We start from the raw sequence: 24,759 nt of genomic DNA, 5'->3' as shown, positions 1-24,759 counted from the left end.
TTTATTTTTCTGCGTTTATCCCCGCAATCTTATCCTTCACCACCACCGAAAGGATCACCACAACCGCCGATGCGACCGCCCCAAACACGCCGGTCATATGAAAGCCCGGCAGGAACTGCTCCATCTCCAAAAGGCCCACGGCAATATCCGCAGCTCCCGGAACCGTCAGATTAAACACCAGTGCATACAGGGCAACACCCACCACCATCCCGCTGTACTGCGCAAGCATCATCACAACCGACCCGGTTCCCCCTTCCCCCTCCGGTGCATGCTCAATAATCCGGGCACTTGACGGACCGCCGGAAATTCCGAACGTCAGACCCGACAAAACCATCAGAAGAATAATCCAGAAAAGACCGGACTCAGGCATCATCACTGCCATCACCAGACAGAACAGCACCCGCACAACCCCCGCTCCCGTCACCAGCCAGCGGGCACCGATCTTATCCGAAAGTGCACCGGACGGCAGTCCCATCACCGCCGTAATCACCGAACTGATCAGAAGAACCAGTCCCGACACCGCAGGTGACATCCCCAGCACAATCGACATATAAAACGGAATAATATACAAAAATCCGGCATACACAATACTAATCAAAAAGTACGACGAGACCACAAACGTAAACGGCACGGATCGAAACACCCGTATCCGCAGAATCGGATCTGGAGTGCGAAGTTCCCGGACAACAAAGGTCACCACCGACACAGCAAACACAACTCCGCAGAAGATCACCTGCGGGTTCATCCATCCGAGAGGAATCCCCCGCTCCAGCAGATAGATCAGCGATGCCATCGCCGTAAAGATCAGCACCGCACCCGCCAGATCAAACCTGATTCTCGGCTGGCGTTCGGCTTTGGGAATAATCCGCAGGCCGAGAACAACCGCTGCAATACCTACCGGGACATTGATAAAGAAACACCAGTGCCACGACAGGTACTCCGTCAGAATCCCGCCGAGAACCGGACCGAACACCAGCGCAACCGCTCCCGCCGTTGCTGCCATTCCCATTCCCATCCCCCAGTGGCGTTTCGGCATCAGTCGCACCACCAGAAGCGGCGCCACAACCGCGATCATCGAAGCTCCCACACCCTGCACCGCCCGGGATACCACCAGCATCAGAAGATCCGGTGCAAGACCGCAGGCAACAGACCCGATCGTAAACACCACAAACCCTGCACAAAAGATCTCCTGTAGTCGCCCGTGATCCGCAATCTTGCCAAACAGCGGAATAAGACCTACCAGAAACAAAAAATAGGCCATGATAACCCATGCCGCCGTTGACATATCCACGGAAAATCCCTCCGCAATCGTCGGCAGGGCAATATTCACAATGGATCCGTCCAGAGAATCAATAAAGATCGCCAGAGCTATCACTGCAAGCAGTTTTTTCAGATGGGATGAATCGGTTACGGTACGGTACATCTATGAAAATGCCAAATCCAGTGCTTCAGTCTTGTAGCTTTTATGCAGTTTGTCGGCCCACGGAATCTCCCGCATCGATCCCGTTGCCTTTGCCATCTCAAAAAACGCCTGAGCCTCGGTCTTCTGATCCAGCATCAGAAGAGCATACGCAATACCCGACCACGCATCACCATTGATATTCCGGACCGCAAGCGCCCGCGTATAAATCCGGATCGCCGTTTCATACATCTTAAACTTCGTTGCCGACTCCGCAATCTCTGACAGACGCGAAAAATCCTCTCCGGAAATCTCTGCCGCCGCCTCATACTCGGCAACACCCTCGGCCACCTTTCCGTTCATCACAAGAGAAGAACCAAGAAACATATGATACTCCGGGTTCTCCGGCGCAAGACGGACCGCCTCGACATACGCCTCTTCTGCCTCCTGCCACAGTGCAATACGTTTATAGGCTGCCGCAAGTTTTGCATAGGAACGGGCATCGGGAGATCTCCCCACCATCTCCTTTCTGAGCCGGATCTCCTCTATGATCGTATTCATTGCATCAGTTGTTCTTCCGAGATGATGGAGAACTTTTCCCTTGTTGTGCAGAAGATCCGCATTGTCCGGATATTTTGAAGAAAGGAGCGTATAATATACCAATGCCTCGTCGTACTTCCCGAGGTATGCAAGCATGTCGCCGGCTCTGAGCTGATAGCGGATATTATCCTTGAGGGATGCTGCCTTCTCAAACCACAGTTTTGCCTCATCGTACTCATGCACGGTTGCAAGAGCATCCCCGAGAGCTGCCATGATTTCCGGATTCTCCGGATCAAGGCCGGCAGCTGTGGTGAACGCATCAATAGCATCATAAAACTGCTGATCCAGCATCAGCACCCGTCCAAGGCCGCACCAGAGCGTCGGGTCGGTTTTGTTCTCCTCAATTTCCAAAAGACTCCGGTAGATATCTGCGGCATCCGAAAATTTCCGCTCTGTCGTCAGTTGTTCTGCTGTCTGTACTGATACGGGGTGTGTCATAGATCTGTTATTGGCAGGCTGAAGAGAAAAAGAGTACTGACTGAACAACGTGCAACAATCTATTTGACGCGGGAACGCGAATGCATATACGACATTTGAACCGGCGAGGAATATCGAGGATGACAAAGACCATTATTACCGTTGTAGGAAAGGACACTGTGGGGATTATTGCAAAGGTGTGCAGCTACCTTGCGGAGAACAAAGTGAACGTTGAGGACATCTCCCAGACCATTGTGCAGGGCTACTTCAACATGATGATGATCGCCGACGCAACTGCATCACCCAAACCGTTTGGTGAGATGGTGCAGGACCTTGACAGGATCGGCGAAGAGATCGGCGTGAAGATCCGCTGCCAGCACGAGGACATCTTTACGAAGATGCACCGCATCTGAGGAGGCCGGGATGATCAATATTTTCGAGGTCAATGAGACGAACAAAATGATCGAGCAGGAAAAGCTCGATGTCCGGACGATTACACTTGGCATCAGTCTGCTTGACTGCTGCGACGCAGACCTTGACAGACTTAACGCAAAGATCTACGAAAAGATTACGCGGGTCGCAAAGGATCTTGTTTCGACCGGCAAAGCGATCGAGCTTGAGTTCGGGATTCCCATCGTCAACAAACGTATCTCGGTTACGCCGATCGCGCTCGTCGGTGGTCAGGCATGTAAAACACCTGAGGATTTTGTAACGATTGCAAAGACACTGGATCAGGCAGCACGCGATACCGGTGTGAACTTCCTTGGCGGTTACTCGGCCCTTGTATCCAAAGGCATGACGCCTGCGGATGAGAATCTGATCCGATCTATTCCCCTGGCACTCTCCCAGACCGAGCGGGTGTGCAGTTCGGTGAATATCGGATCAACCAAGACCGGCATTAATATGGACGCCGTGAAACTGATGGGAGAGATTGTTCTTGAGACCGCAATGGCTACGAAGGAGAACGATTCACTCGGCTGTGCAAAACTGGTGGTCTTCTGTAATGCACCCGATGACAATCCGTTCATGGCAGGTGCATTCCACGGCGTGACCGAAGCCGATGCCGTCGTCAACGTAGGCGTCAGCGGCCCCGGTGTGGTCAAGCATGCGCTTGAGTCAGTGCGGGGGAAGAACTTTGAAGTTCTCTGCGAGACAGTGAAGAAGACTGCGTTCAAGGTGACGCGGGTCGGTCAGCTCGTTGCACAGGAGGCGTCCGAACGGCTTGGTGTCCCGTTCGGTATTGTGGATCTTTCTCTTGCACCGACTCCTGCAATCGGCGATAGTGTTGCCGGGATTCTGGAAGAGATGGGCCTTGAGTCGGTGGGTGCACCCGGCACGACGGCGGCTCTTGCACTCCTGAATGATCAGGTGAAGAAGGGCGGGGTTATGGCAAGTTCGTTCGTTGGCGGACTTTCCGGCGCGTTTATTCCGGTCAGTGAGGATCAGGGCATGATCGATGCGGTGAACCGCGGTGCACTGACACTGGAAAAACTGGAGGCGATGACCTGCGTCTGTTCGGTTGGTCTTGATATGATTGCAGTTCCGGGTAGTACTCCGGCAACAACCATTGCCGGAATCATTGCGGATGAAGCGGCAATCGGTATGATTAACCAGAAAACCACTGCTGTCCGCCTGATTCCGGTTATCGGCAAAGACATCGGCGATATGGTGGAATTCGGCGGTCTTCTCGGCTATGCACCAATCCAGCCGGTCAACCGCTTCTCCTGCGCTGACTTTGTGAATCGCGGCGGAAGAATTCCTGCTCCGATTCACAGTTTTAAAAATTAATTTTTATTTTTTGGTGAGGTACGTTCCGCAAACCGGAAACTCGCGGCCGTTTTCATGCGGAAACGCACATTATTTTAATCCCACATAATCTTTGACGTACATCCGCTCTCCGGTGCAAAGTACACCCGCCCGCATTTCATACAGCGAATCCGGAGAACATCGCCGTCGGCTCCTGCCATCTGATCCCGGGACGGATCATCCCCGTTCTCCTGATTCGGTGCAAGTACCAGGGAACGACCGCACAGTTCACAGGAGTATACCGGAGTCCAGATCTGATCATCTTTGACAATTGTGCAGAAAAACCTCACCTTCAGCGTTCGGCACTGCGGACAGTAGTAGAGCTTCTGGCCGTAGCTGCCGGAATGTGTTGTGTCCGGAACACCACCGTCATGAAGCATACGGACTGCATTGCAGTACATCTGGTATGGTAGGAAATCTTTTAGGAGCGGCGGGTCTGCATCATCCCCGTAAAAAATCTTCTGCGGCGTGTACTCAGAACCAATTCCAAGAGCAATATATGTTGCTTCTCCGCAGTCCGGACAATGATAAACATACCCCGATCCCATACACATCACCGTGTAGTATTATATTGATTGGCAAGGATAGTAAAATGGTTGGATATCCTGCTTAAATTGTTGCGGTGTTGACCCGATCAACGGTGAGACACCTGTACTGTATGGAACGAATACTCTCTCTAAAACAACCTAATTATCAAATCCCTGCATTTCTTGAACATTATATGAAAGAAAGGGCATTTTTTCGGTCTAATGAAAAATCAGGAATATATCCTTTTCAAAAAAGAAAATACCAGGTTCCTGAAGAAAAACCCGGATGTGAATATGAAGGATTATCGGTCTGCAGTCCAGCTTAAGTGGCCGAGTGTTCTGTAGGTAAATTCCAGCTCCTCGAACACCGGAATATTGTGCTGGGCAAGCAGCGACACACCCGGATTCATACAGTCGCCGCCGACCAGTGTTCCAACCAGCAGATTATCCGTTTTCTTTGAGTAATCGATCAGAACACGGGCAACCTGCTCTGGACTTAACACTTTGTTCGGGAAGTTAACGAGGATTGCCATATCCCAGAGTTCCGGGTTGCGGCAGAGCACATCAAACACACCGCGGAACCGTGCCTCATCCGCGTCTCCCAGAAGATCGATCGGGTTATTCTTGTTCCAGAACGGCGGAAGGAACGTGTTCATCTCATCGATCAGCTCTTTCGGGAGATCGATGATCTCAATACCCCACGTCTCGGCGTAGTCATTGGAAAGCACCGCAAATCCTCCGGCATTCGTGATAACCACCGCACGGCGTCCCTTCGGGGCGCGGTTTGCATCGGAGAGGATCTTTGCCACCTTGAATGCTCCCGGGAGTGTCTTTACCGGTGTGACGCCGCATTTGCGGAACGCTTCCATGTACACCTCGTAAGCACCGGAAAGTGATCCCGTGTGTGATGCTGCCGCAGCCTGTCCGCGTTTGGAGGAACCGGCCTTGATTGCCACGATTGGTTTAGTCTTCGTGATCTCTTTTGCCATCTCCATGAAGGCCACACCGTTTTTGATCTCCTCGATGTAGAGAATGATTGCTTTTGTGTGCGGGTCGCGCTGCGCGTAACTCATATAGTCGAGGAAATCAAGATCAGACTGGTTGCCGACCGATACAACCTCGGAGTATCCCATCTCGGATCCTTCAGAGAGCGAAATACCGACAACTGCGTTTACAATCGCTCCGGACTGAGAGATGAATGCAAGATCGCCCGGAAGGGGCGAGGTGGACACGTACGTCGTATCCAGCTTGTATGGCGGGAGAATCAGGCCGAGGCAGTTCGGGCCGACGATCCGGATTCCATAACTTTTTGCAATTTCAACCATCCGGTTCTCAAGGGCCCGCCCGCCCTCGTCCATCTCCTTGAATCCCGCGGTGATAACAACCGCCATCTTCACACCCTTCTGACCGCACTCCTCCATGATCCCCGGAACGAGCTGTGCCGGAACGGTGATTGCCACCATGTCAACCGGGCCGGGGATGGCCGAAAGGGTCGGGTAGCATTTCACACCCTGAATTTCGCTGCGCTTGTTGTTGACCGGATAGACTTTGCCGGGGAACTGCAGCAGGTTGTGGAACACTGCATAGCCCATCTTGGTCTTGTCATCAGATGCTCCGATAACCGCAACTGAACGCGGTTTGTAGTAATCGATCGGTACAATCTTGGATGCATCGTAGTGCGGCGGAAGCTCAATCGGCTCATCCTGCACAATCACGCGTGCATCCACCGCACATCCCCCCTTCTCGTAGAGACGGAGAGGGTTGATATCGAACTCAACCACATTCTCATTCTCTTCGAAAAACTCGCAGGCATTCTTTAATGTCTGGAAGAGGAACTCCTCGTCCTTGGGTGCATCGCCGCGGTAACCGGCGATAAGCGTGTAGCCTTTGATCTGTTTGATGAGACTTTTAATCTCGTCATCTGTACACGGCAGAATGCGGATGCCGACATCTTTGTGGAACTCGACAAGGGTTCCGCCAAGACCAAACGTAATAACGCGGCCGAATGCCGGATCAATCTTTCCGCCGATGATAAGTTCAAGGCCGGGTTTTGCCATCTCTTCGACGATGATTCCTTTGATCTCCGCATCGGGGTTGTAGGCTTTCACCGAGGAAATGATGGTATTGTATGCGGTTTTTGCCTCTTCATCCGTTTTGACACCGACGATCACACCGCCCGCATCACTTTTGTGAATGATCTGGGGACTGACGATCTTCATAACAACCGGGTACCCGATTTTTGTAGCAGCTGCTGCAGCGGCTTCGGGACTGGTAACTATCTCAAAGAGCGGGGCCGGCACGTTGAATCTCCGCAGCAGGTCATAACCGTCTGCTTCGGAGAGCATTTTGGTGTTGGCATGTGTTGACATGATTTTATCTCCATTCTTTTGTGGTTCGAAGAACCGTGTTCCCACTGTGGTGGAAAGGATTAACATTATTTATCATGTAGATTTGTTAAATACCCTGTGGTCAGAGCGGGGGTTCTGTGATTGTTAATGTCAAGTTCTGCATTTGTCGAAATCATCATTCCGGCTTTATTACCCTGAATTTCGTCAGATATCGATGAATTCTGTCTCATGAGGTATTTATATCGTTTTTCCTCCCTCGCGCGGAATTTAGGAGAGAGTCTGTTGTGGTACAGGACACAATATTAAAATACCAACCCGTGCAAGTTAGATGCATGGGATTTCGGAGTGTATTCGGACACAAACCCGATGACGTCATCGAGGCTGAGCAGCAGAATGAGGTGCTCTGCAAAGAGTTTGAGGAGTACATCCTTGGGATCTTTCCCGACGAGTTCGAGATCGAACGGCCGGACGCGGACGGCGATATCATTCCGGACTTTTTAGTAACCGATTCTTCCTCCGGAAAACGATTTGCTGTGGTTTGCGTGTTCCAGCCGAAGTTCAAAACGCCGGAAGACAACTCCTGTGACATTCTTGAGTGCGGAACTTTTGAGCAGGTGCGGGCATACAAACAGTTTGCCCACTTTGAAAGAATGCCGTTTTTCCTTATCATCGGTGTAGGAGGTCTGCCGGATCATCCTGAACGGGTATTTTCAATTCCGGTGGAGGAGATCGGATGCAGTGAGCTGCCAAAGGAGGCCTGTCTCAGGTATGAGCGGACCCCCGCGGGAACATTCGCCTATCACGAAGATCATCTGGAATAATCAGTCATCCTTTTTATACAGACACTACAACATTTTTGCTATCCTGTAATGATACGTAATTTCCACTAAATTTTGTCGGTGATATCCATGACAGTTTTACAGGAACCGGTACGCTGTATCGAAGAGATCTTTGGTGATCGGTTCCGGGAGATTACCATAACCTGTGCCGTATTCGGTCTGTTCTTTTCATGGTTCGGCAGAACCGCGGAGAGGCTGTTCATCAGAAAAATCCAGACATTCTGAATGCCAAAGAAATATCCTATCCTTTTTTAAGGGCATCATGCCAATATATACTGCACCAAGCGGGGCAGTAGGGTAGCCTGGTCCATCCTAGAGCGTTTGGGACGCTTTGACCCCAGTTCGAATCTGGGCTGCCCCATTCTTTTTATGAATACCGCAGAAGCTGTATCTGTTCTCACCGAGCTGAATCGTATCTATCCGCACACACGGGAGGATATGAACTTCCTCAAGTTCGAAAATCCGTATCAGATTTTGATCATGACCATTCTCTCGGCCCAGACCACTGATGTTACCATCAATGGTCTGCGGGATGAACTTTTTTCCTGCTATCCGGATCCTCCTGCGCTTGCATCAGCCGATCAGATAGAGGTTGAGCGGATTATTCATCCGGCAGGGTTCTACCATACCAAAGCAAAAAATATCATCGGAACTGCAAAATGTCTTTGCGAAAACTTCGGAGGTGAGGTTCCGCAGACCATCGCCGAGCTTGTTACCCTGCCGGGCGTCGGTCGCAAGACCGCAAACATTGTAACGAATCATGCGTTTGGGAATGCAGTCGGAATTGCGGTTGATACTCATGTAGGCCGCCTTTCACAGCGTATCGGGTTTTCCGACAACAGTGATCCGGATAAAATTGAACAGGATTTAATGGTGTTGTTTCCGAAGGAATGGTGGGGAGAGATCAACTATCTCTTAATCAGTCACGGCAGAGCGGTCTGTACCGCGAAAAAACCTGCGTGTGAACACTGTGCCATTTGTCACCACTGCAGAACTTATCAGGAAAAACATCAAACACAGTAGGAATGACAGAGATGGATTCCCGGACTAAACGGCTGATTTTGTTCGCCGCATCCATCGGTGCATTTTTGAATCCGCTTATCGGTTCGATGATCATCCTCGCTATGCCCGAGGTGGGTGTGACCTTTGAGGTTTCGGCACGTGATCTCGGATGGCTGTCCACGATTTTTATTCTGGCCAATGCCATTTTTCTTGTTCCTGCGTCCCGTTTGTCGGATATGATCGGCTACAAACGGTCATATCTGCTGGGCGCAGTAATTGTTGCGGTTGCCTGCGGACTGTCAGTGTTTGCTCCTATCTATTCTGTTCTTCTGCTCCTTCGGGTAACTGCGGCTCTCGGGACATCATTTCTGATGATCACAGGACTTGCAATTCTCTCCCGCGTGTATCCTCCGAAGGAACGGGGAGCGGCGTTTGGCATCAACACGGCGATGGTGTACATCGGAGCGTCCGCAGGTCCGATTCTCGGCGGATTTCTGACCGGTCTGTTTGGATGGCGGGCGGTATTTCTGGTGATGGTGCCGCTTGCGGTTGCTGCGGCGATTCCGATGTGGCGGTTCTTCCGCGATGAGATCAAAGTTCCGTCCGATAGTTCGTTTGATATCCGCGGGACGATTCTGTATGCTGCAGCGATGTTTTGTATGATGTATGGTCTGTCCACTCTGCCGGATCCGCTTTCGGTTGCTTTGACCGTACTCGGTATTCTGATGATGGTCGTATTTGTCTGGTACGAACTGCGTCTTCCTTCACCGGTTCTGCATGTGAAACTGTTTTTTACGAATCAGCGGTTCGCCCGTTCCTCGTATGCGGCACTGCTGAACTATGGCTGTACATATGGTTCGGTCTTTTTCGTGAGTCTGTATCTGCAGTCCGTCGGACATCTGACCGCAGATCAGGCGGGGATGATCATCTTTTTTCAGCCGCTGATTCAGGCGGTCATGACACCGATCGCGGGGAAACTTTCCGACAGAATTGATCCCCGCTACATCGTTACCGTGGGTATGCTGCTTTCGGCAGTCGGTGTTCTTCTGCTTGCGGGCCTCGGTCTTGCGACGGAGCTGCATTATATCGCCGTGACGCAGGTGTTCATTGGTCTTGGTTCTGCGCTGTTTGCGGCACCAAACACGAATGCGATTATGGGTTCGGTACCGGAAGAGGAGTACAGTACGGCATCCGGTATTGTTGCGGTGATGCGGCAGGTCGGGATGATTATCTCCATGGCGGTATGCATGTCGGCTATCTCGATTTATGTGGGTGGAACAGATATGCTCGGGCCTGCAATGTATCCGGAGTTTTTACAGGCACTGCGGGTTTCGATGATATTCTGCGCGGGTCTTGCTTTTGTTGGTGTGGTGTTTTCCTGGTTCCGCGGTGATGCGGGTGATGTCACAGGGATCGGGGAAAAATAATTCTTGAATACTTCCTTACCCTGTACTGCCGATCCTTTACATATTCAGTACCAAACCCTTAATCACTCGGGAAAACCATATAAAATACACATGAAGATTCTTTTCGCAATAGCTCCGGACCGGTTTTTAGATCAGGAATACACCGTACCCAAAACCGCCTTCGAAGAGAAAGGAATTGAATGCGTAACAGCCTCTACCATACAAGGAACCTGTTACGGCATGCACGGAGAAATCGTCGAATCCGATCTCTCCTTCGACGACGTCAACCCTGCCGACTACGACGGAATTGTCATCATCGGCGGCATCGGCTGTCAGGACTACCTCTGGAGATGTGAAAAACTCATCGACATCACCAACGCCCTCGGCACCGCTGGAAAAATAACCGCAGGCATCTGCCTTGCACCAATCGTCATCGCCGAAGCCGGACTCCTTGCCGGAAAGAACACCACCGCCCTTGACACTCCTGCATCCCGCAGAATCCTCGAACTCGACAAAGCAGTTTTCGTCAACGAACCTGTCGTCGTCTCCGGAAACATCATCACTGCACGTATGCCGCAGGACGCCAAAGTCTTCGCCGACACCATCCTTCAACACCTCGCATGACACAATGACAAACGAATCTTCCCGCACTACTCCCGCACTCGACGAGGCAATGCAGCTCTTTAACGCCGGTAAATTTGCCGACGTCATCAGTCTCGCCTCCGGCACCAGTGATCCTGCCCTCCTCCTCCTCGCTGCCCGCAGCTACGCGGAAACCGGCCAGTATGATACCGCAGGTTACCTCCTCCGCGATCTCATACAGATAATGCCCGGCTCCTCGTACCTGCACAGTTATTTAGCCGATGTCATGGAAAAAACTGGTGACGAACATGCCGTCTCTGAGTATGCGACCGCCCTTATTCTCGATCCCGAGAACCGGCCTGCCCTCAAAAGCTATGCCCGCCTCCTGCTCGGCAAAAATGATCTCCGCGGCGCAATTCCGTCCCTTCGATCTCTGGTGCGGTTCGGCTCTGATGCTGTCGACATCCGCAAACTCATGCAGACTTTAACCGAAGTCGGTGAACCCGAAGAAGCCGCAGCCCTTCATATCCAGAACTTCGGCGAAGATGAATACTCCCCCGAGTACGTGGAAGCCCTGCTCGCTGCAAAAGAGTATCAGAAAGCAATGAGTGTTGCCCTTCGCGGCTGGAACACTGTCCGCGAACTCGTTTATCTCCGGCTTGATCTTGAAGCCCTTGCGGCTCTTGACCCCGAAGCTGCCGAAAGTGCCTATCGGTCAGCACTCGACAGCTTTGAGGAAGAAGATATGGACAACGAAGAGGTTGCCCAGATACGTTTCTCTTTCATCCTGCTCGAAAAACTTCTCGGTCACTACGATGCGGCACGTTACGAACTCGGGTTGCTCCTCAAAACCCGTACAGACCCCGTTTACCGGCTGCTGGAAGCAGAACTCGCCGCCCGCACGAATCACGGCGACGAGGCGAATACCATCTACCGGCAGCTGATCGCTGAAGAGTGCGGTAAAGATCCGGATATCGCCGACCCTGCCATGCAGGAACTGATCATCACCAGGTTCAAAGCATTCCTCGATTCTGTCCGCAGCAAAGAAGAGGTCGCAGGAATCATCAGCGTCCTCCTCTCTTCATATCCGACCGCTGTCTGCTTAACGCAGATCGGCGCTGCCTACGAAGAGGCCCGTGCCTGCACCCAGGCACGGGACTGGTATTACCGGGCATACCGTGCCGACTACATCCACGGCGGCACCGCTTATGCGGCTTTTCTCAAACGCCTTGGTGAAGACCGCGAGTGCGAGACCGTTATCCGCTACATCCTTACCAACATCACCCGTGCCGCCGATGTTGAACTCGTCGCGGGTGTCGTCCTCAACGGTAAAGAAGCCATGTACCGCATCCCCAAGGTCATGGAGCAGGTACTTGCCCGTCTCACCTCGGTTCTCGAAAAGCTTTCCTCCAATGGCCGTGAGATGCTGGCTGTCGGTCTTCTCTATGCGGCGGGGGATGCCCTTGAACGGCAGGACTACGAGGAATGCAAATGGCACTGCCTGCTCGGTCTTGACGTTATGCCCTGCTATCCGGCGGTTATCAAGGTTGAGGATTTCATGCAGCTGCTCTCTCAGGCAAAAGGACGGGCGCTTGCCGAACGCCCTGTGCTTCTTGAAAAAAATTCCTGGTTGGAAACCGTTGCCGATGCAGGGACTGAACCTGCACCGGTTGCCAACCTGCTTGATCTTGACGAGCGTGAACAACAGGTTGTTGCGTTCCTCAAAGAGCATCGTGAAGCAACTGAGATGGATCTCAGATCTGTTCTCAACACCCGCCGGGTAACCGGCATCGTGAACGGTATCTTAACCAAAGCAGCCGAAAAAGGTGTGAAGATCATTGAAAAGCGGGGTGTTGGCGACCGCGGAGAAATTTATGGCTATACCGGAGAGTAACAGCGTGGGGCGTGACGAACGCCGTCTGGAAAGTGTTGCAATCATTAACGCACTGCGCCGCGGAACTGTTCCCGAGTCAGGACTGGGAAGACTGGCTGTCGGCCTGACTACCGAAGAAAAAGTCATCACCTCCCAGCTGGCGTTTGTGGGTACCGGGCATGCGGACTGCAAGTTTGTCCGCGGTGAGTACGGCTCAGGCAAAACATTTCTCATCTCACGTGCGGTGGAGATTGGTCTTGCGGCAAAGTTTGTGACAAGTCACGTTGTCATCTCTCCCGATACTCCGCTGCACAAACTCCAGGCTGTGTATGCAAAAATCTGTGCGGGTCTTATGACTCCGACCGAAGATCATGCGCTGAAGAGCATTGTTGACACGTGGATCTACGGCATCGAAGACCGGCTGATCAGTACCGGCATTGATGAGAACGATCCGGCACTGGCTGACCTGACGGCAAAAGAGATCGAAGCAGTTCTGATGCGGGTCAGCGGAATTAATTCAGGTCTTGCAGCTGCTCTGCGAACCTATTACAAAGCAAACAACAGCGGTGACTTCGCCACCGCCCAGGCGGCAATCGGTTGGATTTCCGGAGAGCAAACGGTCGGCAGAACCTTCAAGGCCCAGGCAGGTCTCAAGGGAACCGTGACCGAAGGAGACGCTCTTGCCTTCCTGAACGGTCTGGTGCACATTATTGTTCAGGCCGGTTATGCGGGACTCCTCGTCAGTTTCGATGAAGTCGAAACGGCCCAGGCATTTGCCCGGCCACAGCGGGAAAAAGGATACATCAACCTCCGCCAGATTGTGGATATGATTGATCGGAACGAACTGCCGAACTGCTTCTTCCTGTTTGCCGGAACACCGGCACTCTTCGACAGTGCGAAGGGTATCCGGTCACTGCCGCCGCTGTATGACCGCATCGGCATGATTGCGGATGACGGGTTTTCCAATCCCATGCAGACGCAGATCGTTCTGCCGAAGTTTGATGTGAAAAAACTCGAAGAGGTCTCTCTGCGGGTGATCGACATCTACACCGAGGCGTACTCCGAGGTTGACAAGACCCGTGTTTCAATCCGGTTTATCCGCACCATGATCGAGCGGGTGACCGGACGGTTCGGCGGCCGCGTGGATGTGGTGCCGCGTTTGTATCTGCGGGAGTTTGTGGATGTGCTGGACAAATGTGCACTGTATGATTCCTATAACCCGATGGAGAAGTATGCATTCGTCGCAAAAGAGAATGATACTTCGTTAAAGGAGGAAGAGATAGCGGTGATGGAAGTCAGCTGGTAAGCAGAGTCGCTGTCTCTGCTCACCAGCCAGAGTAGGGGATGTCCTTTATGGCGCTATCCCCGGTTGTTTCAGTTGTAACACTTAATGGATCGACATTTCCTCGATGCTCTGTTATTACTCCGTATGGTGCATTAGCTCCATTGTACAGAAAATATCCTGATAAGACCAAGCAGGTACTCACCTCAGTCATGTTTTTCGGGGTTGTATGCCCCAACCTGTACTGAGATATTCGAATTACACAGATATAATACAATTAGTTTGTAAAATTCACTTAATTACTTGAATTTATTGTAATATCTCCTGACAGAACTGATCTTTTCTGCGGCAAGAGAGGAAACATACATCCGGGATACATGTTCCTATAATCCTTTATTTTTTGGCCTCACATATTTATTCACGGAAATCATCCATGGATAAGAATCTCTATGTAGAAAATATCACCAACGGAACAGAGGTCTCTTCTCTCTTCCTCGTTAAACGTTCCGACCTCCGCAGTAAACGCGGCGAACAGTTTGTTCATATGACCCTTGCGGATCGTACCGGAACTATTGAATGTAAAGCCTACGGTGACAAAGCGGTTGAAGCTGCCCGTGCGGTGAAAACCGGTATGGTGTATGCAATTTCGGGCGTCGGCAAAGCAAACCAGAACGGTGAACTGCATGTCTTCTCCGACTCTGCGGCAACGCTTGACTCACTCCTCACAGGTCCTGTTGCATTGATGCCCGGTCAGGATACCGAGTTCATCTTCACACCCGCCAATATCACCGGCAACGCATCCGAGATTCAGAAAATTGTCGCAAGTATTGTAAACGGTGATCTCCGGCTGTTTGTAGCCTGCTGCCTCGATCAGCGATTCTATGAATGCCCTGCCGCCATACGCCGCCATCATGAGTACACCGGCGGCCTCTGCGAACATTCCCTTGAGACTGTCAGAATAGCCTTAAACCTCGTGGAGACGATGCCCAGAACAGAGATCAACCGCGATATGGTCATCGCAGGAGCAGTCCTGCACGACATCGGCAAAATATTCTGTTTCGATAAAGTCGGCTACGGTTACGTACCCAACGACACCTACAACCTCATCGAACATATTACCATGGGCATCATGTTCATCGACGAGTACAAAAATCTCATCTCCGACGCTCAGCTCTTACAACTCCGCCACATCATCCAGTCGCATCACGGTATCTACGGTGACGTCGTGCCGCTGACTGCCGAAGCATGGCTCGTGAATCAGGCGGATGGTGCAAGTTCTCTTCTCCGCAGTATCGTTGATGACCTCTCCGAGACGCCGAAGGGTCAGAAGAAAAAAGGTCTTCGCAGCGAAAAATTCCTCTGGAAAGCAGTCTGATCCCTTTTCTTTTTTTCAGAGTGTCCGTGCAGAAATCTGTTTGGAACATTTTTCTTGAAAACACACATCGAAATATTCTCATGGCATCACAGTTTATACCGTCGCGCTTCCGGATGTTTTTGTATGATACATGTCAATACAAGTTATCTTTCTAACACGAATTGTAATTTGATTTGAATACAAATAAATACTCATTACATCAATTATGTTTAATGCACATTATGGAAGGGTATTTGCCCATCGAATGGTGCGTGCTGTGGGCAGTGCTCTCGGCACCATGTGTCATCTATGGTCTGTGGAGGATGAAACAGATGATACAGCAGGACAGACGCGTTCTTCCTCTGATGGCAGTCTGCGGTGCGTTTGTGTTCGTACTTTCTGCATTGAAGATTCCGTCAGTTACCACTGGAAGCTGTTCGCATCCTACCGGAACCGGTCTGTCCGCTTCCTTCTTCGGTCCGTGGGTCACCGCGGTTCTTGGAACCATTGTATTGTTATTTCAGGCAATTTTACTTGCGCACGGCGGTCTTACCACGCTTGGTGCAAACGTATTCTCAATGGCAATCGTCGGCCCGTTTGTTGCCTGGCTGGTTTTTGTCGCATTACGTCGCTATGCCCATGCCGGTCTCGGTCTGTCGGTGTTCGTCACCGCAGCAGTTGCAAACCTTGTGACCTACACGGTTACCTCTCTGCAGCTTGCCCTTGCCTTCCCGGCTGACGGCAGTATTCTCACGGCATTCATTGCGTTTGCAACCATCTTTGCTGTTACCCAGATTCCGCTCGCAATCATTGAGGGTATCATCTGCGGTCTCGTCGCAAAGTACATCGTCCGTGTCAAGCCTGACATTCTCAAGAAACTCGACATCATTGAAGATGCAGAGATTGAAAAAATCCAGGGTGAGGCAGCATGAACCGGGCGACAATGGAGATCATCCTCGGGCTTGCCGTTATTGTGATCTTTGTGATTGGCACGCTGTTTCTCATTCCCTCCGGAGGAGAAGGTGAAGAAGGCTGGGGCGGTGCGGACGGCGGGGCCGCCGACCTGATCGACAGCACCGGGTATGAACCCTGGTTCAATCCGATCTGGGAACCGCCAAGCGGTGAGATTGAGTCATTGTTCTTCTGTGTTCAGACCGCAATCGGTGCGATAATCGTCGGGTACTTCTTCGGCTACTGGAGAGGTGCCAAAGGCCGCAAAGATGAGTAAGTGAGTGCACATAAGTGTGGACCAGAAGCCTATACTGGCTTTGCGTCCCGCGGGGCAGGACACCCCGTATCTTTTTTTTTGAAAATATATTCGGAAAGTCCGTCCGAGATAATCTGAGAGATCATCTGTGAAACCATCTGTTTTATTGTCTCTCAATGCCACAACTCCTATGAACCATGATCACCTTCCTTGCAGGAATCGGCATTCTCATCCTTGGCTATTTTGTCTGGGGTAAAGTCGCCGAAAAGATTTTTGCTCCTGACGAACGCCTCACACCGGCCTGTGCAAGTCCGGATGGTGTTGAGCGGGTGCCGCTCTCCAAAAAACGCAACATGCTCCTGCAGTTGCTGAATATTGCCGGTATGGGGCCTATCGTGGGGGTTGCCCTTGGTATGAAGTTCGGCGCAATCGTCTTTCTTCTGCTCCCCGTCGGAAATGTGATCGGTGGTGCAATTCATGACTACTATATCGGCATGATCTCTGCGAGAAACAATGGTACTGACGTCCCGACCCTGATGGAGAAGTTCTTCGGCCGGCGGGTCAGCGGACTGTTTATGGTGCTCGCTTCTGTCTGTCTGGTTCTGGTCGTGACCACCTTTACCAATATTCCCGCCCAGTTTATCCAGACCCTGATTCCGCTCGGTTCATGGGTGCTTACTGCCGCAGTCATCGCCATTTTTCTTTACTATATTTTTTCCACGCTGTATCCGATCGATAAAATCATCGGCAGAATGTATCCGTTCATTGGCGGTCTTCTGATCCTGATAACCGCTGCGGTCTGTATTGCCTGTATTCCGTACGCAGGTCTCATTCCTGATGTTGTGATGACCCCCGAAGGAATTGCTGCTGCGTTCACCGCCCATCCCGACGGTCAGCCGCTCATTCCGATGCTGTTTATTACGATTGCCTGCGGGATTCTCTCGGGTTTTCACGCTACCCAGTCACCGATCGTTGCACGAACGATGCAGTCCGAAAAGGACGGCCGGAAAATTTTCTACGGCATGATGATCGCAGAAGGAATTATCGCGATGATCTGGGCTGCGGTAACCTCGATTCTGTTTGCCCTTGAGCCGGAGATGCTTGCCTCTTCAAACGGCAACCTGATCATCTCAACTGCGGTTGCTGTTGCACTTCCGGCAGTTCTTGCCTCGCTTTCCCTGGTTGTGTTCATCTTCCTCGCGGTTACGAGTGGTGACACGGCACTGCGGGTTCTCCGGACCTCGGCTGCGGATTTCCTGAAGATTGATCAGACCTCGGCGAAACTCCGCGTTCTCGTACTGCTTCCGCTTGTTTTCCTTATCACCGGTCTTCTGATCTGGTCGAATCTTTCGCCGACCGGGTATGCGGTGTTGTGGAACTACTTTGCCTGGTTCAATCAGCTGATTGCTTCCTGTGCCCTGCTGCTTGCAACGGCATATCTGGCAAGCAAAGCAAAACCGTATCTGATCACAGCTGTTCCCGGAACAATTATTCTCTTTATGTGTATCAGCTACATTGTGTGGGTGAGTCCGGCCCATCTTGCGGGAGCGCCGCTCGGACTTGGGCTGCCGCTTGCGGTGTCGTATGTGGTCGCGGCAGTGCTGAGCGTGATCTTTTGTGCGGGTGCTGTTCTCACGGGTCGTCGTCTCAGATGTAATCCAAAGTTTTCGGCGGATGCACCTGCGACGTATGCGGATGAGTCCTGATCCCAAACACTTTTCTTTTTTCTCATCGAGAAACTGAATAGAGTATTATGTCCCCCCGCCTCATCTCCGAGTTCCGCAGCCGGTTTGCCGCGTCCGGTATGACCGGGGATCTCGTCCGCGATTTTCAGAACGAAGTGATGGAGTTCTATGATACCAAAGGGCGGCATGATATGGAATGGCGGCTGCGGTTCGATCCGTACCGCATTGTGGTTTCGGAGGTGATGCTGCAACAGACTCAGGTGCCGCGGGTGGCGGTGATGTATCCACGGTTCATCGAAAAGTTTCCTGACTTCGCCGCACTTGCCGCTGCCCCGCAGACGGAACTGCTTGCCGCTTGGCAGGGTATGGGGTACAACCGGCGTGCACTGAATCTGCAGAAACTTGCGGTCCGGGTTCTGGAAGAGTTCGGCGGTGTTCTGCCGGAGGAACCGGAAGTGCTTGCAGCACTTCCGGGAATCGGCCCTGCGACCTCATGTTCCATTGCAGCCTTTGCCTTCAACCGCCCCGTAGTCTTCATCGAAACCAACATCCGCCGTGTGTTCATCCATTACTTTTTTTCCGATACTGCCGTTGTGGATGACCGCGATCTTTTTCCGCTGGTGGAGGCCTGCCTGCTACCGGACCGGGCGCGGGAGTGGTACTGGGCATTGATGGATCTGGGCACCGCCCTGAAAACCTCTGTCCCCAATCCGAACCGCCGGAGTCGCCAGTATGTGAAGCAGGCGGCATTCGAAGGGTCCGACAGGCAGGTTCGCGGAGCCCTGCTTCGTCTGTTGCTTGCCGGAGACGCCGGAGATTCCGGAAGTCTGGCAAAAGCGGTCGGGGCATCTCCGGAGAGGGTTGCGGGCATACTGGATGAGATGTGCCGCGAAGGATTCTTTGTACAGGAAGAGAGCGGCGCATACCGCGTGCGGTGATTTTTGTTTTCCGAAAAAAAGATCAGATGTAATCCCCGATATCCATCTCGCGGGAAATGATCGTATCACAGTACTGACAGCGGAAACCCCGCGGATGCACCACAAACTTGCTCTGTGCCGGTTCACGGGTGTTGCTGATACAGTTCGGATTCGGGCACTTAATCACACCCACAATATCGGACGGAACCTCCACCGGCTTTTTGGCAACCACCTTGAACTCCCGGATAATGCTGATCTTCGCATCCGGTGCGATGAGGGCAATTTTGTCCACCTCGGATTTTACCAGCTCGCGGTTCTCGATTTTTACCATATCCTTTCTGCCGCCGCGGCTGCTCGTCACATTCGTTGCAACCGTAAACGTCACATTCGTTCCGTCCTGAATACCAAGAATGCGGATTACCGTCAGCCCCTCGCCCGGCGTGATGTGATCGATCACTGTACCGTTTTTGATAGGCGAGATCACAATCCCTTCCGAAACCGATCGTTTCATGGACTCATCACCTCGTGCAACATTGCCATTCGTACCGGAACACCGTAATGCGCCTGCTGGAAGTACTTTGCACACGGCAGACTGTCCACCGCAGGATCAATCTCATCCACCCGCGGCAGCGGGTGGAGCACAATCATTGACGGCTTCGCCCGTTCCAGCAGTTCCGGCGTTATCCGGTATGTCGCCGCAAAACTTGCGAATGCTGCCGGGTCCGGAAACCGCTCCCGCTGCAGCCGTGTTACATACAACACATCAAGCTCCGGGATCGTCTCCTCAATACTTTCATGCACAATAATCTCCATTCCTGCATCGGTGAGGTCTTGTTTCAGATGATTCGGCAGATCCAGTCCTTCCGGTGCAATCGTATGCAGCCGGATATTGTTGTACTTCGTCAGTGCATCCGCAAGTGAGTGCACCGTTCTGCCGTAACGGAGATCGCCCTGTAAGCCTACATCAATATTTTCCAGCTGCATCGATTTGCGGATTGTAAACAGATCCAGCAGTGTCTGTGACGGGTGCTGACCGGCTCCGTCGCCGCCGTTAATCACCGGAACACTGGCAACTTCGCTTGCGAGCCGGGCAGCTCCCTCTTTCGGATGCCGGAGCACGATTGCATCCGCATACCCCGAGATGACGCGGATGGTATCCGAGAGTGTTTCTCCTTTCGCAATTGATGACGCTTCCACACTGCCGAGATTCAGAATCTTTCCGCCGAGCCGCATCATCGCCGACGAAAATGACATTCTGGTCCGGGTACTGGGTTCGAAAAAGAGCACCGCGAGAATTTTATCATCGAGTTCATGCCCCGTGAACTCATGCTGATCAAATTTTGCTGCAGCAGTGAGAAGAGCGTCTATCTCTTCACGGTCCATGTCCCGTACAGACAGGATATTTTTTTGATCATGTGTCATGTGAGATCGACCAACTCTGATGTATCTGTATATGTCCGGTGTGGGATAAATAATGGTCGTCTCCTTCGTGTCCGAAAGAAACCCTTACGTTTTCGCCCTGCATACAGAACTGATAATGATTCATATAATTCCCAAACCCACCGATACGCCGGGGGATAACTCAACCGGCATGGTGATGGACGAGCTGCGGCGGCTGGACGTCCCCTTCGCAGTCCTTGATCTCGCTGCTGTTGATCCGTTTCATCTCCCGGTCGAAGGGGAAACGATCTGGGCCTGCGGGATTCGTCAGGATGGGGTGCAGTTTGAGCTTCTCAAAGCTCTGGAACTCGCAAACCATGTGATCAATTCGCCGGAGGCGATCGCTACCTGTGCAAGTAAAGTTACTACCACGGCAAAACTGATCCATGCCGGAGCGCCGAGTCCGGATACCTGTTTTACGAACGATAAAAAAATCGTTGCAGATTTTCTCGCCTCTCACGGGGGGCGTGCTGTCTATAAGCCGGTCTATGGATTTGACGGAAACGGTATCTATCTGTTCGAGTCGGTCGATCAGATCACTGAAGCTGCGCCGTATTATGTGCAGGAGTACGTCAGAAACGATCGCGATTATCGTATCTTTGTGATTGGAAACAAGGCGGTCGGTGCAATCAAACGGGAGTCTGCCCATCTCACCCACAATATCCATCAGGGCGGCTGCGGCTGTGCTGTTGAGATTTCGCCCGAGATGCGGGCTGCCGCAGAATCTGCGGCAGCGGCGGTTGGGATCGACTACTGCGGTGTGGATCTTCTGCCGCTGGAGGATGGAGGTTATACGGTTCTTGAGGTCAACGGTACGCCGAACTGGCATTGTATGACAGTCCCTATCCCGCGGCTTCTGGCTGAATATCTGGTTGAGCAGGAAAAACTTGGAAGACAGTAAGCACATGCATGTTATCGGTATCAATGGGAGTGCCAGGAAAAACGGCAACACTGCACTCCTGATCCAAACCGTCTTCCATGAGCTGGAAGAGGCCGGGATTACCACTGAACTGATTCACCTTGCAGATGCAAATCTCTCCGGATGCGCAGGGTGTTTTGCCTGTGCCGGAAAGAAAACCTGCGTCCGCTGTGATGATGCCTTCGCAGAAATATTTTCCAGCATGTGTTCTGCTGATGGTATCATTCTTGGTTCTCCGGTGTATTCTGCGGACATTTCTGCAAAGATGAAGGCATATCTCGAACGTGCAGGTGTTGTGGCTGCATCCAATCCCGGCATTCTCCGGCACAAGGCCGCCGCATCTGTTGCTGCCGTCAGGCGGGGAGGTGGTCTGCACGCGGTTGATACCATGAATCATTTTTTCCTGAACAAGGAGGTCTATCTGGTCGGGTCTACGTACTGGAACATGGTGTACGGCAAAGATGCGGGAGATGTCCTTGACGATACCGAAGGTATGGCCAACATGAAAAATCTTGGAAAAAATATGGCGCAGCTTCTTTGGAAGCTTTGCTGACAATTTTTGTTTCGGAGTTTTCTGGAAAAAAAGTATATGATATTGTTAGTGTTCGCGTTCCGATTCCATTTCTTTGAGGGTTTTTTCCGCAAGTTCCTTCATGCGTGTCGGAATACCGCGGGAAGAGATGGTTTCAAATTCTTTCATGGATGCGGCGAGTTCGGAGCCGAGGATGAAGATTGCGTATTTGTGCTCAAGTTTACTCCGGTTAATCTGATCCGGCTGGATTTTCAGGGCCGTGTACTGCGGGAATTTCAGATCCGGGTTGATCGATTCAAAGTATTCCTTAATATCATAAAATATCTGGTGCAGTTCGATGAGTTCTTCCTTATGCATTGTGCCATTAAGGTAAGAGGTATAGCATCATAAGCATTTGCCCCTCCTGATTTTATTTTTCTTATGGGGGAGTTCTTTTCCTGCGTTCGCTCCCGTTTATCCCACTACCCTGTTATCATCTGCTGATTTCCGCAGCTCCGGAGGAGGCGGGGGTGCAGGAATTCCGGGGCACAATACCTATCTTCCTGTCGCACAAATACGTAATGAAATATTCAGGAGCAGCTGTGAAATCCATCTATGTTATCGGTCACCGTCATCCGGATACGGATAGTATCTGTAGTGTGATAGGGTACGCCGCTTACCTCAATAAACAGGGTTCCGGTCAGTACATCGCCGCCCGCTGCGGCGATCTGAATGCCGAGTCCCGCTATGCTCTGGAGAAGTTCGGTGTGGAAGCGCCAGAGCTTATCCTTAGTGTCGAGCCGTCTGTTGCGGATATTGCGTTTACGTATCCGCAGAGTGCGACTGCAAGTACGCCGACGATCGATGTGATCGAGGCGATGGACGCAAACGATCTGCGGAATCTGCCGATTACTGATGGTGCCGGTAAACTGATAGGGCTCGTGAGTGAGCACGGTCTTGCCCGCGCTTATGTGAGTACGATCAAGCGGGAGAATCTGACGATGTCGCCGATGCCGGTCGATACGCTGGCACGGATTCTTTCCGCAGATGTCCGCGTGAAGAAACACGAGGTGCTTGAGGGTTCGGTGTACATCTCGATTGATGCGCTGCATGTGATCCTTTCCCGCATCACGGCGAAGGATATTGCCATCGTGGGTGATGATGAGCCGACCCAGCTTGCGCTGGTGTCGGCGGGGATTGCGGCGCTGATTATTGCGGACTCCGCGCCGGTCGGTGAGCGGCTGCTGTCGGCTGCCGAGGCACGCGGGGTTACGGTTCTGTCCACGGATGTTGATGCGTTTGGTGTTGCGAAGATGATTCATCTTACGCTTCCCGCCGAGATGATTATGGCGACGGATGTTCCCACAGTGCACATGAACGATACGCTGGAGTACGTGAAACAGCTGGTCTCCAACTCCAAGTACCGGACGGCCTGTGTGGTGGATGATGCAGGAACACTGATCAGTACGATTTCCCGTAATTCCCTGATGGAGGATGTGGCCAAGTCGGTGATTCTGCTGGATCACAATGAGTACAGTCAGGCGGTCGAGGGTATTGAGACGGCAGATATTATTGAGATCATCGATCATCACCGGCTGGGGGCTATGGCGACGCTTCGGCCGATCCGGTTCGATATGGAACCGGTCGGTTCTACGTCGACGATTGTGACGCGCCGGTTTATGGAGTCGGGTATCCAGCCGGAGATGGGAGTTGCAGGTGCTCTTCTTTCGGGTATTCTTTCGGATACGCTCGGTCTGAAGATGTCAACGACGACGAGACTTGATGAGGAGGCGGTGATGTTCCTTGCGGAGATTGCGGGAGTGGATCCGGAGGTTTATGCGCAGGAGCTGATTGCAGAAGGGATGTCCCTTTCGGGAGTTTCGCAGAGGGAGCTGCTTGATCGTGATACGAAGGAGTATACGCTGTCCGGCAAGCGGGTGGTTGTTGCCCAGATTCTGACGCCGTCGTACGAGTATGCCCGCGCGGCGGCGGCTGATATTTATGCGGCGCTGCGGGAGAAGATGAACGAGGCGAATGCTCCGGATATGTATATTGCGCTGTATACGAGTGTTGCGGAGATGGGTTCGGATATGTTTGCGGTGTCGGATGAGGCGACGATGCTGAAGATGCACTGGGGGAAGGAGCCTTTGCATCTTGAGGGAGTGGTTTCGCGGAAAAAGGATTTCGTGCCGCACTTCGGACGGATTCTGGCAAATATTTTGTGAGGGAGAGGAGTTTCCCTCTACTCTTTTTTTCTGCGGAGGTGCTATATCCTCTTTAAGTAGGATTCAGGGGGAGATGCATTTTTCAGGTAGGGCGGGCGGGGATGCCGGGGGATTTTGAGGGTTAATGGAGGAAACCGATTGTTTTCCGGTTGTCCGATGGAATTCTTCGCGGGGTTTTGTTCCTGAGATGGGTTCGGGAGTTTTTTGTTTTGGTTGTGATATCACGAAATGATTTAGCAGGTATTTTCTGGAAGTTGTTGGTGGGTGAGTGGGATACCTGAGAAAGGAAAACGCAGATAACGCAGATGTGCCTGACGGCACTGCTTCGCTCATCGCATTTGCTTCTCGTCGCTCGCCTTCCCGTCCGAGCGGACGGGCGGCGTTGCTGTCGCAAACGCGACGGCAAATGCTCGCGAAGCT

At 52.1% G+C, this 24,759-nt stretch carries 25 protein-coding genes and 1 tRNA gene; 18 read left to right on the top strand and 8 right to left on the bottom strand.

Going from position 1 to position 24,759, the window contains the following annotated elements:
* Position 1: 1 nt before the first annotated feature.
* Both O0S10_RS07765 and O0S10_RS07760 read right to left on the bottom strand, forming a co-directional pair.
* Positions 2–1,423: a DHA2 family efflux MFS transporter permease subunit gene (locus O0S10_RS07765; protein WP_268925316.1), complete on the bottom strand. Its 1,422-nt coding sequence runs from the start codon at positions 1,421–1,423 to the stop codon at positions 2–4.
* On the bottom strand, positions 1,424–2,437 hold the full coding sequence (locus tag O0S10_RS07760; RefSeq protein WP_268925315.1) for a tetratricopeptide repeat protein: 1,014 nt from the start codon (positions 2,435–2,437) through the stop codon (positions 1,424–1,426).
* 119 nt (positions 2,438–2,556) lie between these two features.
* Between O0S10_RS07760 and O0S10_RS07755 the strand changes: the two genes are divergently transcribed.
* Together O0S10_RS07755 and O0S10_RS07750 are read left to right on the top strand one after the other, a co-directional pair.
* The gene (locus tag O0S10_RS07755; protein WP_268923393.1) at positions 2,557–2,829 is read left to right on the top strand and encodes an ACT domain-containing protein; all 273 of its coding nucleotides are present in this window, start codon (positions 2,557–2,559) and stop codon (positions 2,827–2,829) included.
* Positions 2,830–2,839: 10 nt separating this feature from the next.
* Positions 2,840–4,204 (top strand): PFL family protein, encoded by a 1,365-nt coding sequence (locus O0S10_RS07750; RefSeq protein WP_268925314.1) that lies wholly within the window; start codon positions 2,840–2,842, stop codon positions 4,202–4,204.
* 74 nt (positions 4,205–4,278) lie between these two features.
* Here the strand turns inward: O0S10_RS07750 and O0S10_RS07745 are convergent, their stop codons facing one another.
* The gene (locus O0S10_RS07745) at positions 4,279–4,770 is read right to left on the bottom strand and encodes a hypothetical protein (protein WP_268925313.1); all 492 of its coding nucleotides are present in this window, start codon (positions 4,768–4,770) and stop codon (positions 4,279–4,281) included.
* A gap of 281 nt (positions 4,771–5,051) precedes the next feature.
* Entirely contained in the window at positions 5,052–7,118 is a 2,067-nt protein-coding gene (locus O0S10_RS07740; RefSeq protein WP_268925312.1) for an acetate--CoA ligase family protein, read from the bottom strand.
* A 311-nt stretch (positions 7,119–7,429) separates the two neighbouring features.
* Here O0S10_RS07740 and O0S10_RS07735 point away from each other — a divergent pair, with 311 nt between their 5' ends.
* From O0S10_RS07735 to O0S10_RS07675, 13 genes are all read left to right on the top strand, one after another.
* The gene (locus tag O0S10_RS07735) at positions 7,430–7,918 is read left to right on the top strand and encodes a hypothetical protein (protein ID WP_268925311.1); all 489 of its coding nucleotides are present in this window, start codon (positions 7,430–7,432) and stop codon (positions 7,916–7,918) included.
* Positions 7,919–8,005: 87 nt separating this feature from the next.
* On the top strand, positions 8,006–8,161 hold the full coding sequence (locus O0S10_RS07730; protein ID WP_268925310.1) for a hypothetical protein: 156 nt from the start codon (positions 8,006–8,008) through the stop codon (positions 8,159–8,161).
* A gap of 61 nt (positions 8,162–8,222) precedes the next feature.
* Positions 8,223–8,297, top strand: a tRNA-Pro gene (locus O0S10_RS07725).
* An 8-nt stretch (positions 8,298–8,305) separates the two neighbouring features.
* Complete coding sequence (gene nth, locus O0S10_RS07720) at positions 8,306–8,959, top strand: endonuclease III (protein ID WP_268925309.1); 654 nt, start codon at positions 8,306–8,308, stop codon at positions 8,957–8,959.
* Between the two features lie 2 nt (positions 8,960–8,961).
* Entirely contained in the window at positions 8,962–10,365 is a 1,404-nt protein-coding gene (locus O0S10_RS07715) for an MFS transporter (protein ID WP_268925308.1), read from the top strand.
* 90 nt (positions 10,366–10,455) lie between these two features.
* A complete protein-coding gene (locus O0S10_RS07710; protein WP_268925307.1) occupies positions 10,456–10,968 on the top strand; it encodes a DJ-1/PfpI family protein in 513 nt (170 codons plus the stop codon).
* A gap of 4 nt (positions 10,969–10,972) precedes the next feature.
* Positions 10,973–12,820 (top strand): tetratricopeptide repeat protein, encoded by a 1,848-nt coding sequence (locus O0S10_RS07705; RefSeq protein WP_268925306.1) that lies wholly within the window; start codon positions 10,973–10,975, stop codon positions 12,818–12,820.
* Positions 12,801–14,105, top strand: a complete 1,305-nt coding sequence (gene brxD, locus O0S10_RS07700) for a BREX system ATP-binding protein BrxD (RefSeq protein WP_268925305.1) — start codon at positions 12,801–12,803, stop codon at positions 14,103–14,105. Before O0S10_RS07705 ends, brxD begins: the two co-directional genes overlap by 20 nt.
* A 409-nt stretch (positions 14,106–14,514) precedes the next feature.
* On the top strand, positions 14,515–15,456 hold the full coding sequence (locus tag O0S10_RS07695; RefSeq protein WP_268925304.1) for an HD domain-containing protein: 942 nt from the start codon (positions 14,515–14,517) through the stop codon (positions 15,454–15,456).
* A gap of 212 nt (positions 15,457–15,668) precedes the next feature.
* Positions 15,669–16,367 carry an energy-coupling factor ABC transporter permease gene (locus tag O0S10_RS07690; RefSeq protein WP_268925303.1) on the top strand — a complete coding sequence of 233 codons (699 nt, stop codon included), beginning with the start codon at positions 15,669–15,671 and terminating at the stop codon, positions 16,365–16,367.
* The gene (locus O0S10_RS07685; protein WP_268925302.1) at positions 16,364–16,663 is read left to right on the top strand and encodes an energy-coupling factor ABC transporter substrate-binding protein; all 300 of its coding nucleotides are present in this window, start codon (positions 16,364–16,366) and stop codon (positions 16,661–16,663) included. The genes O0S10_RS07690 and O0S10_RS07685 overlap by 4 nt, the downstream gene beginning before the upstream one ends.
* Positions 16,664–16,839: 176 nt before the next feature.
* The gene (locus tag O0S10_RS07680; RefSeq protein WP_268925301.1) at positions 16,840–18,348 is read left to right on the top strand and encodes a carbon starvation CstA family protein; all 1,509 of its coding nucleotides are present in this window, start codon (positions 16,840–16,842) and stop codon (positions 18,346–18,348) included.
* Between the two features lie 47 nt (positions 18,349–18,395).
* Positions 18,396–19,265: an HhH-GPD family protein gene (locus tag O0S10_RS07675; protein WP_268925300.1), complete on the top strand. Its 870-nt coding sequence runs from the start codon at positions 18,396–18,398 to the stop codon at positions 19,263–19,265.
* 22 nt (positions 19,266–19,287) lie between these two features.
* On the opposite strand, the gene pyrI is transcribed toward O0S10_RS07675, so the two are convergent.
* Both pyrI and pyrB read right to left on the bottom strand, forming a co-directional pair.
* Complete coding sequence (pyrI, locus tag O0S10_RS07670) at positions 19,288–19,755, bottom strand: aspartate carbamoyltransferase regulatory subunit (protein ID WP_268925299.1); 468 nt, start codon at positions 19,753–19,755, stop codon at positions 19,288–19,290.
* Positions 19,752–20,666, bottom strand: a complete 915-nt coding sequence (pyrB, locus tag O0S10_RS07665; protein WP_268925298.1) for an aspartate carbamoyltransferase — start codon at positions 20,664–20,666, stop codon at positions 19,752–19,754. The genes pyrI and pyrB overlap by 4 nt, the downstream gene beginning before the upstream one ends.
* Positions 20,667–20,781: 115 nt before the next feature.
* On the opposite strand from pyrB, the gene O0S10_RS07660 reads away from it, so the two are divergent.
* Together O0S10_RS07660 and O0S10_RS07655 are read left to right on the top strand one after the other, a co-directional pair.
* Positions 20,782–21,585 carry an ATP-grasp domain-containing protein gene (locus O0S10_RS07660; RefSeq protein WP_268925297.1) on the top strand — a complete coding sequence of 268 codons (804 nt, stop codon included), beginning with the start codon at positions 20,782–20,784 and terminating at the stop codon, positions 21,583–21,585.
* Complete coding sequence (locus tag O0S10_RS07655; protein WP_268925296.1) at positions 21,572–22,156, top strand: flavodoxin family protein; 585 nt, start codon at positions 21,572–21,574, stop codon at positions 22,154–22,156. Before O0S10_RS07660 ends, O0S10_RS07655 begins: the two co-directional genes overlap by 14 nt.
* A gap of 45 nt (positions 22,157–22,201) precedes the next feature.
* Here O0S10_RS07655 and O0S10_RS07650 read toward each other — a convergent pair whose 3' ends face one another.
* Complete coding sequence (locus tag O0S10_RS07650) at positions 22,202–22,492, bottom strand: UPF0058 family protein (RefSeq protein ID WP_268923422.1); 291 nt, start codon at positions 22,490–22,492, stop codon at positions 22,202–22,204.
* A gap of 224 nt (positions 22,493–22,716) precedes the next feature.
* Between O0S10_RS07650 and O0S10_RS07645 the strand changes: the two genes are divergently transcribed.
* Positions 22,717–24,339 carry a putative manganese-dependent inorganic diphosphatase gene (locus O0S10_RS07645; RefSeq protein ID WP_268925295.1) on the top strand — a complete coding sequence of 541 codons (1,623 nt, stop codon included), beginning with the start codon at positions 22,717–22,719 and terminating at the stop codon, positions 24,337–24,339.
* Between the two features lie 63 nt (positions 24,340–24,402).
* Here the strand turns inward: O0S10_RS07645 and O0S10_RS07640 are convergent.
* Positions 24,403–24,759: hypothetical protein (locus O0S10_RS07640; RefSeq protein WP_268925294.1), on the bottom strand; the 357-nt coding region annotated here is incomplete at its 5' end.

It is taken from the genome of Methanocorpusculum petauri (genome assembly GCF_026891975.1).
GTDB classification, from domain to species: domain Archaea; phylum Halobacteriota; class Methanomicrobia; order Methanomicrobiales; family Methanocorpusculaceae; genus Methanocorpusculum; species Methanocorpusculum petauri.
Note: the sequence above shows the minus strand (reverse complement) of the source record. Positions and strands in the feature narration are given on the sequence as shown.

Coding starts and splice junctions, on each gene's coding strand:
- O0S10_RS07765 (WP_268925316.1), bottom strand. CDS start 1,423: ATGTACCGTACCGTAACCGATTCATCCCATCTGAAAAAACTGCTTGCA.
- O0S10_RS07760 (WP_268925315.1), bottom strand. CDS start 2,437: ATGACACACCCCGTATCAGTACAGACAGCAGAACAACTGACGACAGAG.
- O0S10_RS07755 (WP_268923393.1), top strand. CDS start 2,557: ATGACAAAGACCATTATTACCGTTGTAGGAAAGGACACTGTGGGGATT.
- O0S10_RS07750 (WP_268925314.1), top strand. CDS start 2,840: ATGATCAATATTTTCGAGGTCAATGAGACGAACAAAATGATCGAGCAG.
- O0S10_RS07745 (WP_268925313.1), bottom strand. CDS start 4,770: ATGGGATCGGGGTATGTTTATCATTGTCCGGACTGCGGAGAAGCAACA.
- O0S10_RS07740 (WP_268925312.1), bottom strand. CDS start 7,118: ATGTCAACACATGCCAACACCAAAATGCTCTCCGAAGCAGACGGTTAT.
- O0S10_RS07735 (WP_268925311.1), top strand. CDS start 7,430: ATGGGATTTCGGAGTGTATTCGGACACAAACCCGATGACGTCATCGAG.
- O0S10_RS07730 (WP_268925310.1), top strand. CDS start 8,006: ATGACAGTTTTACAGGAACCGGTACGCTGTATCGAAGAGATCTTTGGT.
- nth (WP_268925309.1), top strand. CDS start 8,306: ATGAATACCGCAGAAGCTGTATCTGTTCTCACCGAGCTGAATCGTATC.
- O0S10_RS07715 (WP_268925308.1), top strand. CDS start 8,962: ATGACAGAGATGGATTCCCGGACTAAACGGCTGATTTTGTTCGCCGCA.
- O0S10_RS07710 (WP_268925307.1), top strand. CDS start 10,456: ATGAAGATTCTTTTCGCAATAGCTCCGGACCGGTTTTTAGATCAGGAA.
- O0S10_RS07705 (WP_268925306.1), top strand. CDS start 10,973: ATGACAAACGAATCTTCCCGCACTACTCCCGCACTCGACGAGGCAATG.
- brxD (WP_268925305.1), top strand. CDS start 12,801: ATGGCTATACCGGAGAGTAACAGCGTGGGGCGTGACGAACGCCGTCTG.
- O0S10_RS07695 (WP_268925304.1), top strand. CDS start 14,515: ATGGATAAGAATCTCTATGTAGAAAATATCACCAACGGAACAGAGGTC.
- O0S10_RS07690 (WP_268925303.1), top strand. CDS start 15,669: ATGCACATTATGGAAGGGTATTTGCCCATCGAATGGTGCGTGCTGTGG.
- O0S10_RS07685 (WP_268925302.1), top strand. CDS start 16,364: ATGAACCGGGCGACAATGGAGATCATCCTCGGGCTTGCCGTTATTGTG.
- O0S10_RS07680 (WP_268925301.1), top strand. CDS start 16,840: ATGATCACCTTCCTTGCAGGAATCGGCATTCTCATCCTTGGCTATTTT.
- O0S10_RS07675 (WP_268925300.1), top strand. CDS start 18,396: ATGTCCCCCCGCCTCATCTCCGAGTTCCGCAGCCGGTTTGCCGCGTCC.
- pyrI (WP_268925299.1), bottom strand. CDS start 19,755: ATGAAACGATCGGTTTCGGAAGGGATTGTGATCTCGCCTATCAAAAAC.
- pyrB (WP_268925298.1), bottom strand. CDS start 20,666: ATGACACATGATCAAAAAAATATCCTGTCTGTACGGGACATGGACCGT.
- O0S10_RS07660 (WP_268925297.1), top strand. CDS start 20,782: ATGATTCATATAATTCCCAAACCCACCGATACGCCGGGGGATAACTCA.
- O0S10_RS07650 (WP_268923422.1), bottom strand. CDS start 22,492: ATGCATAAGGAAGAACTCATCGAACTGCACCAGATATTTTATGATATT.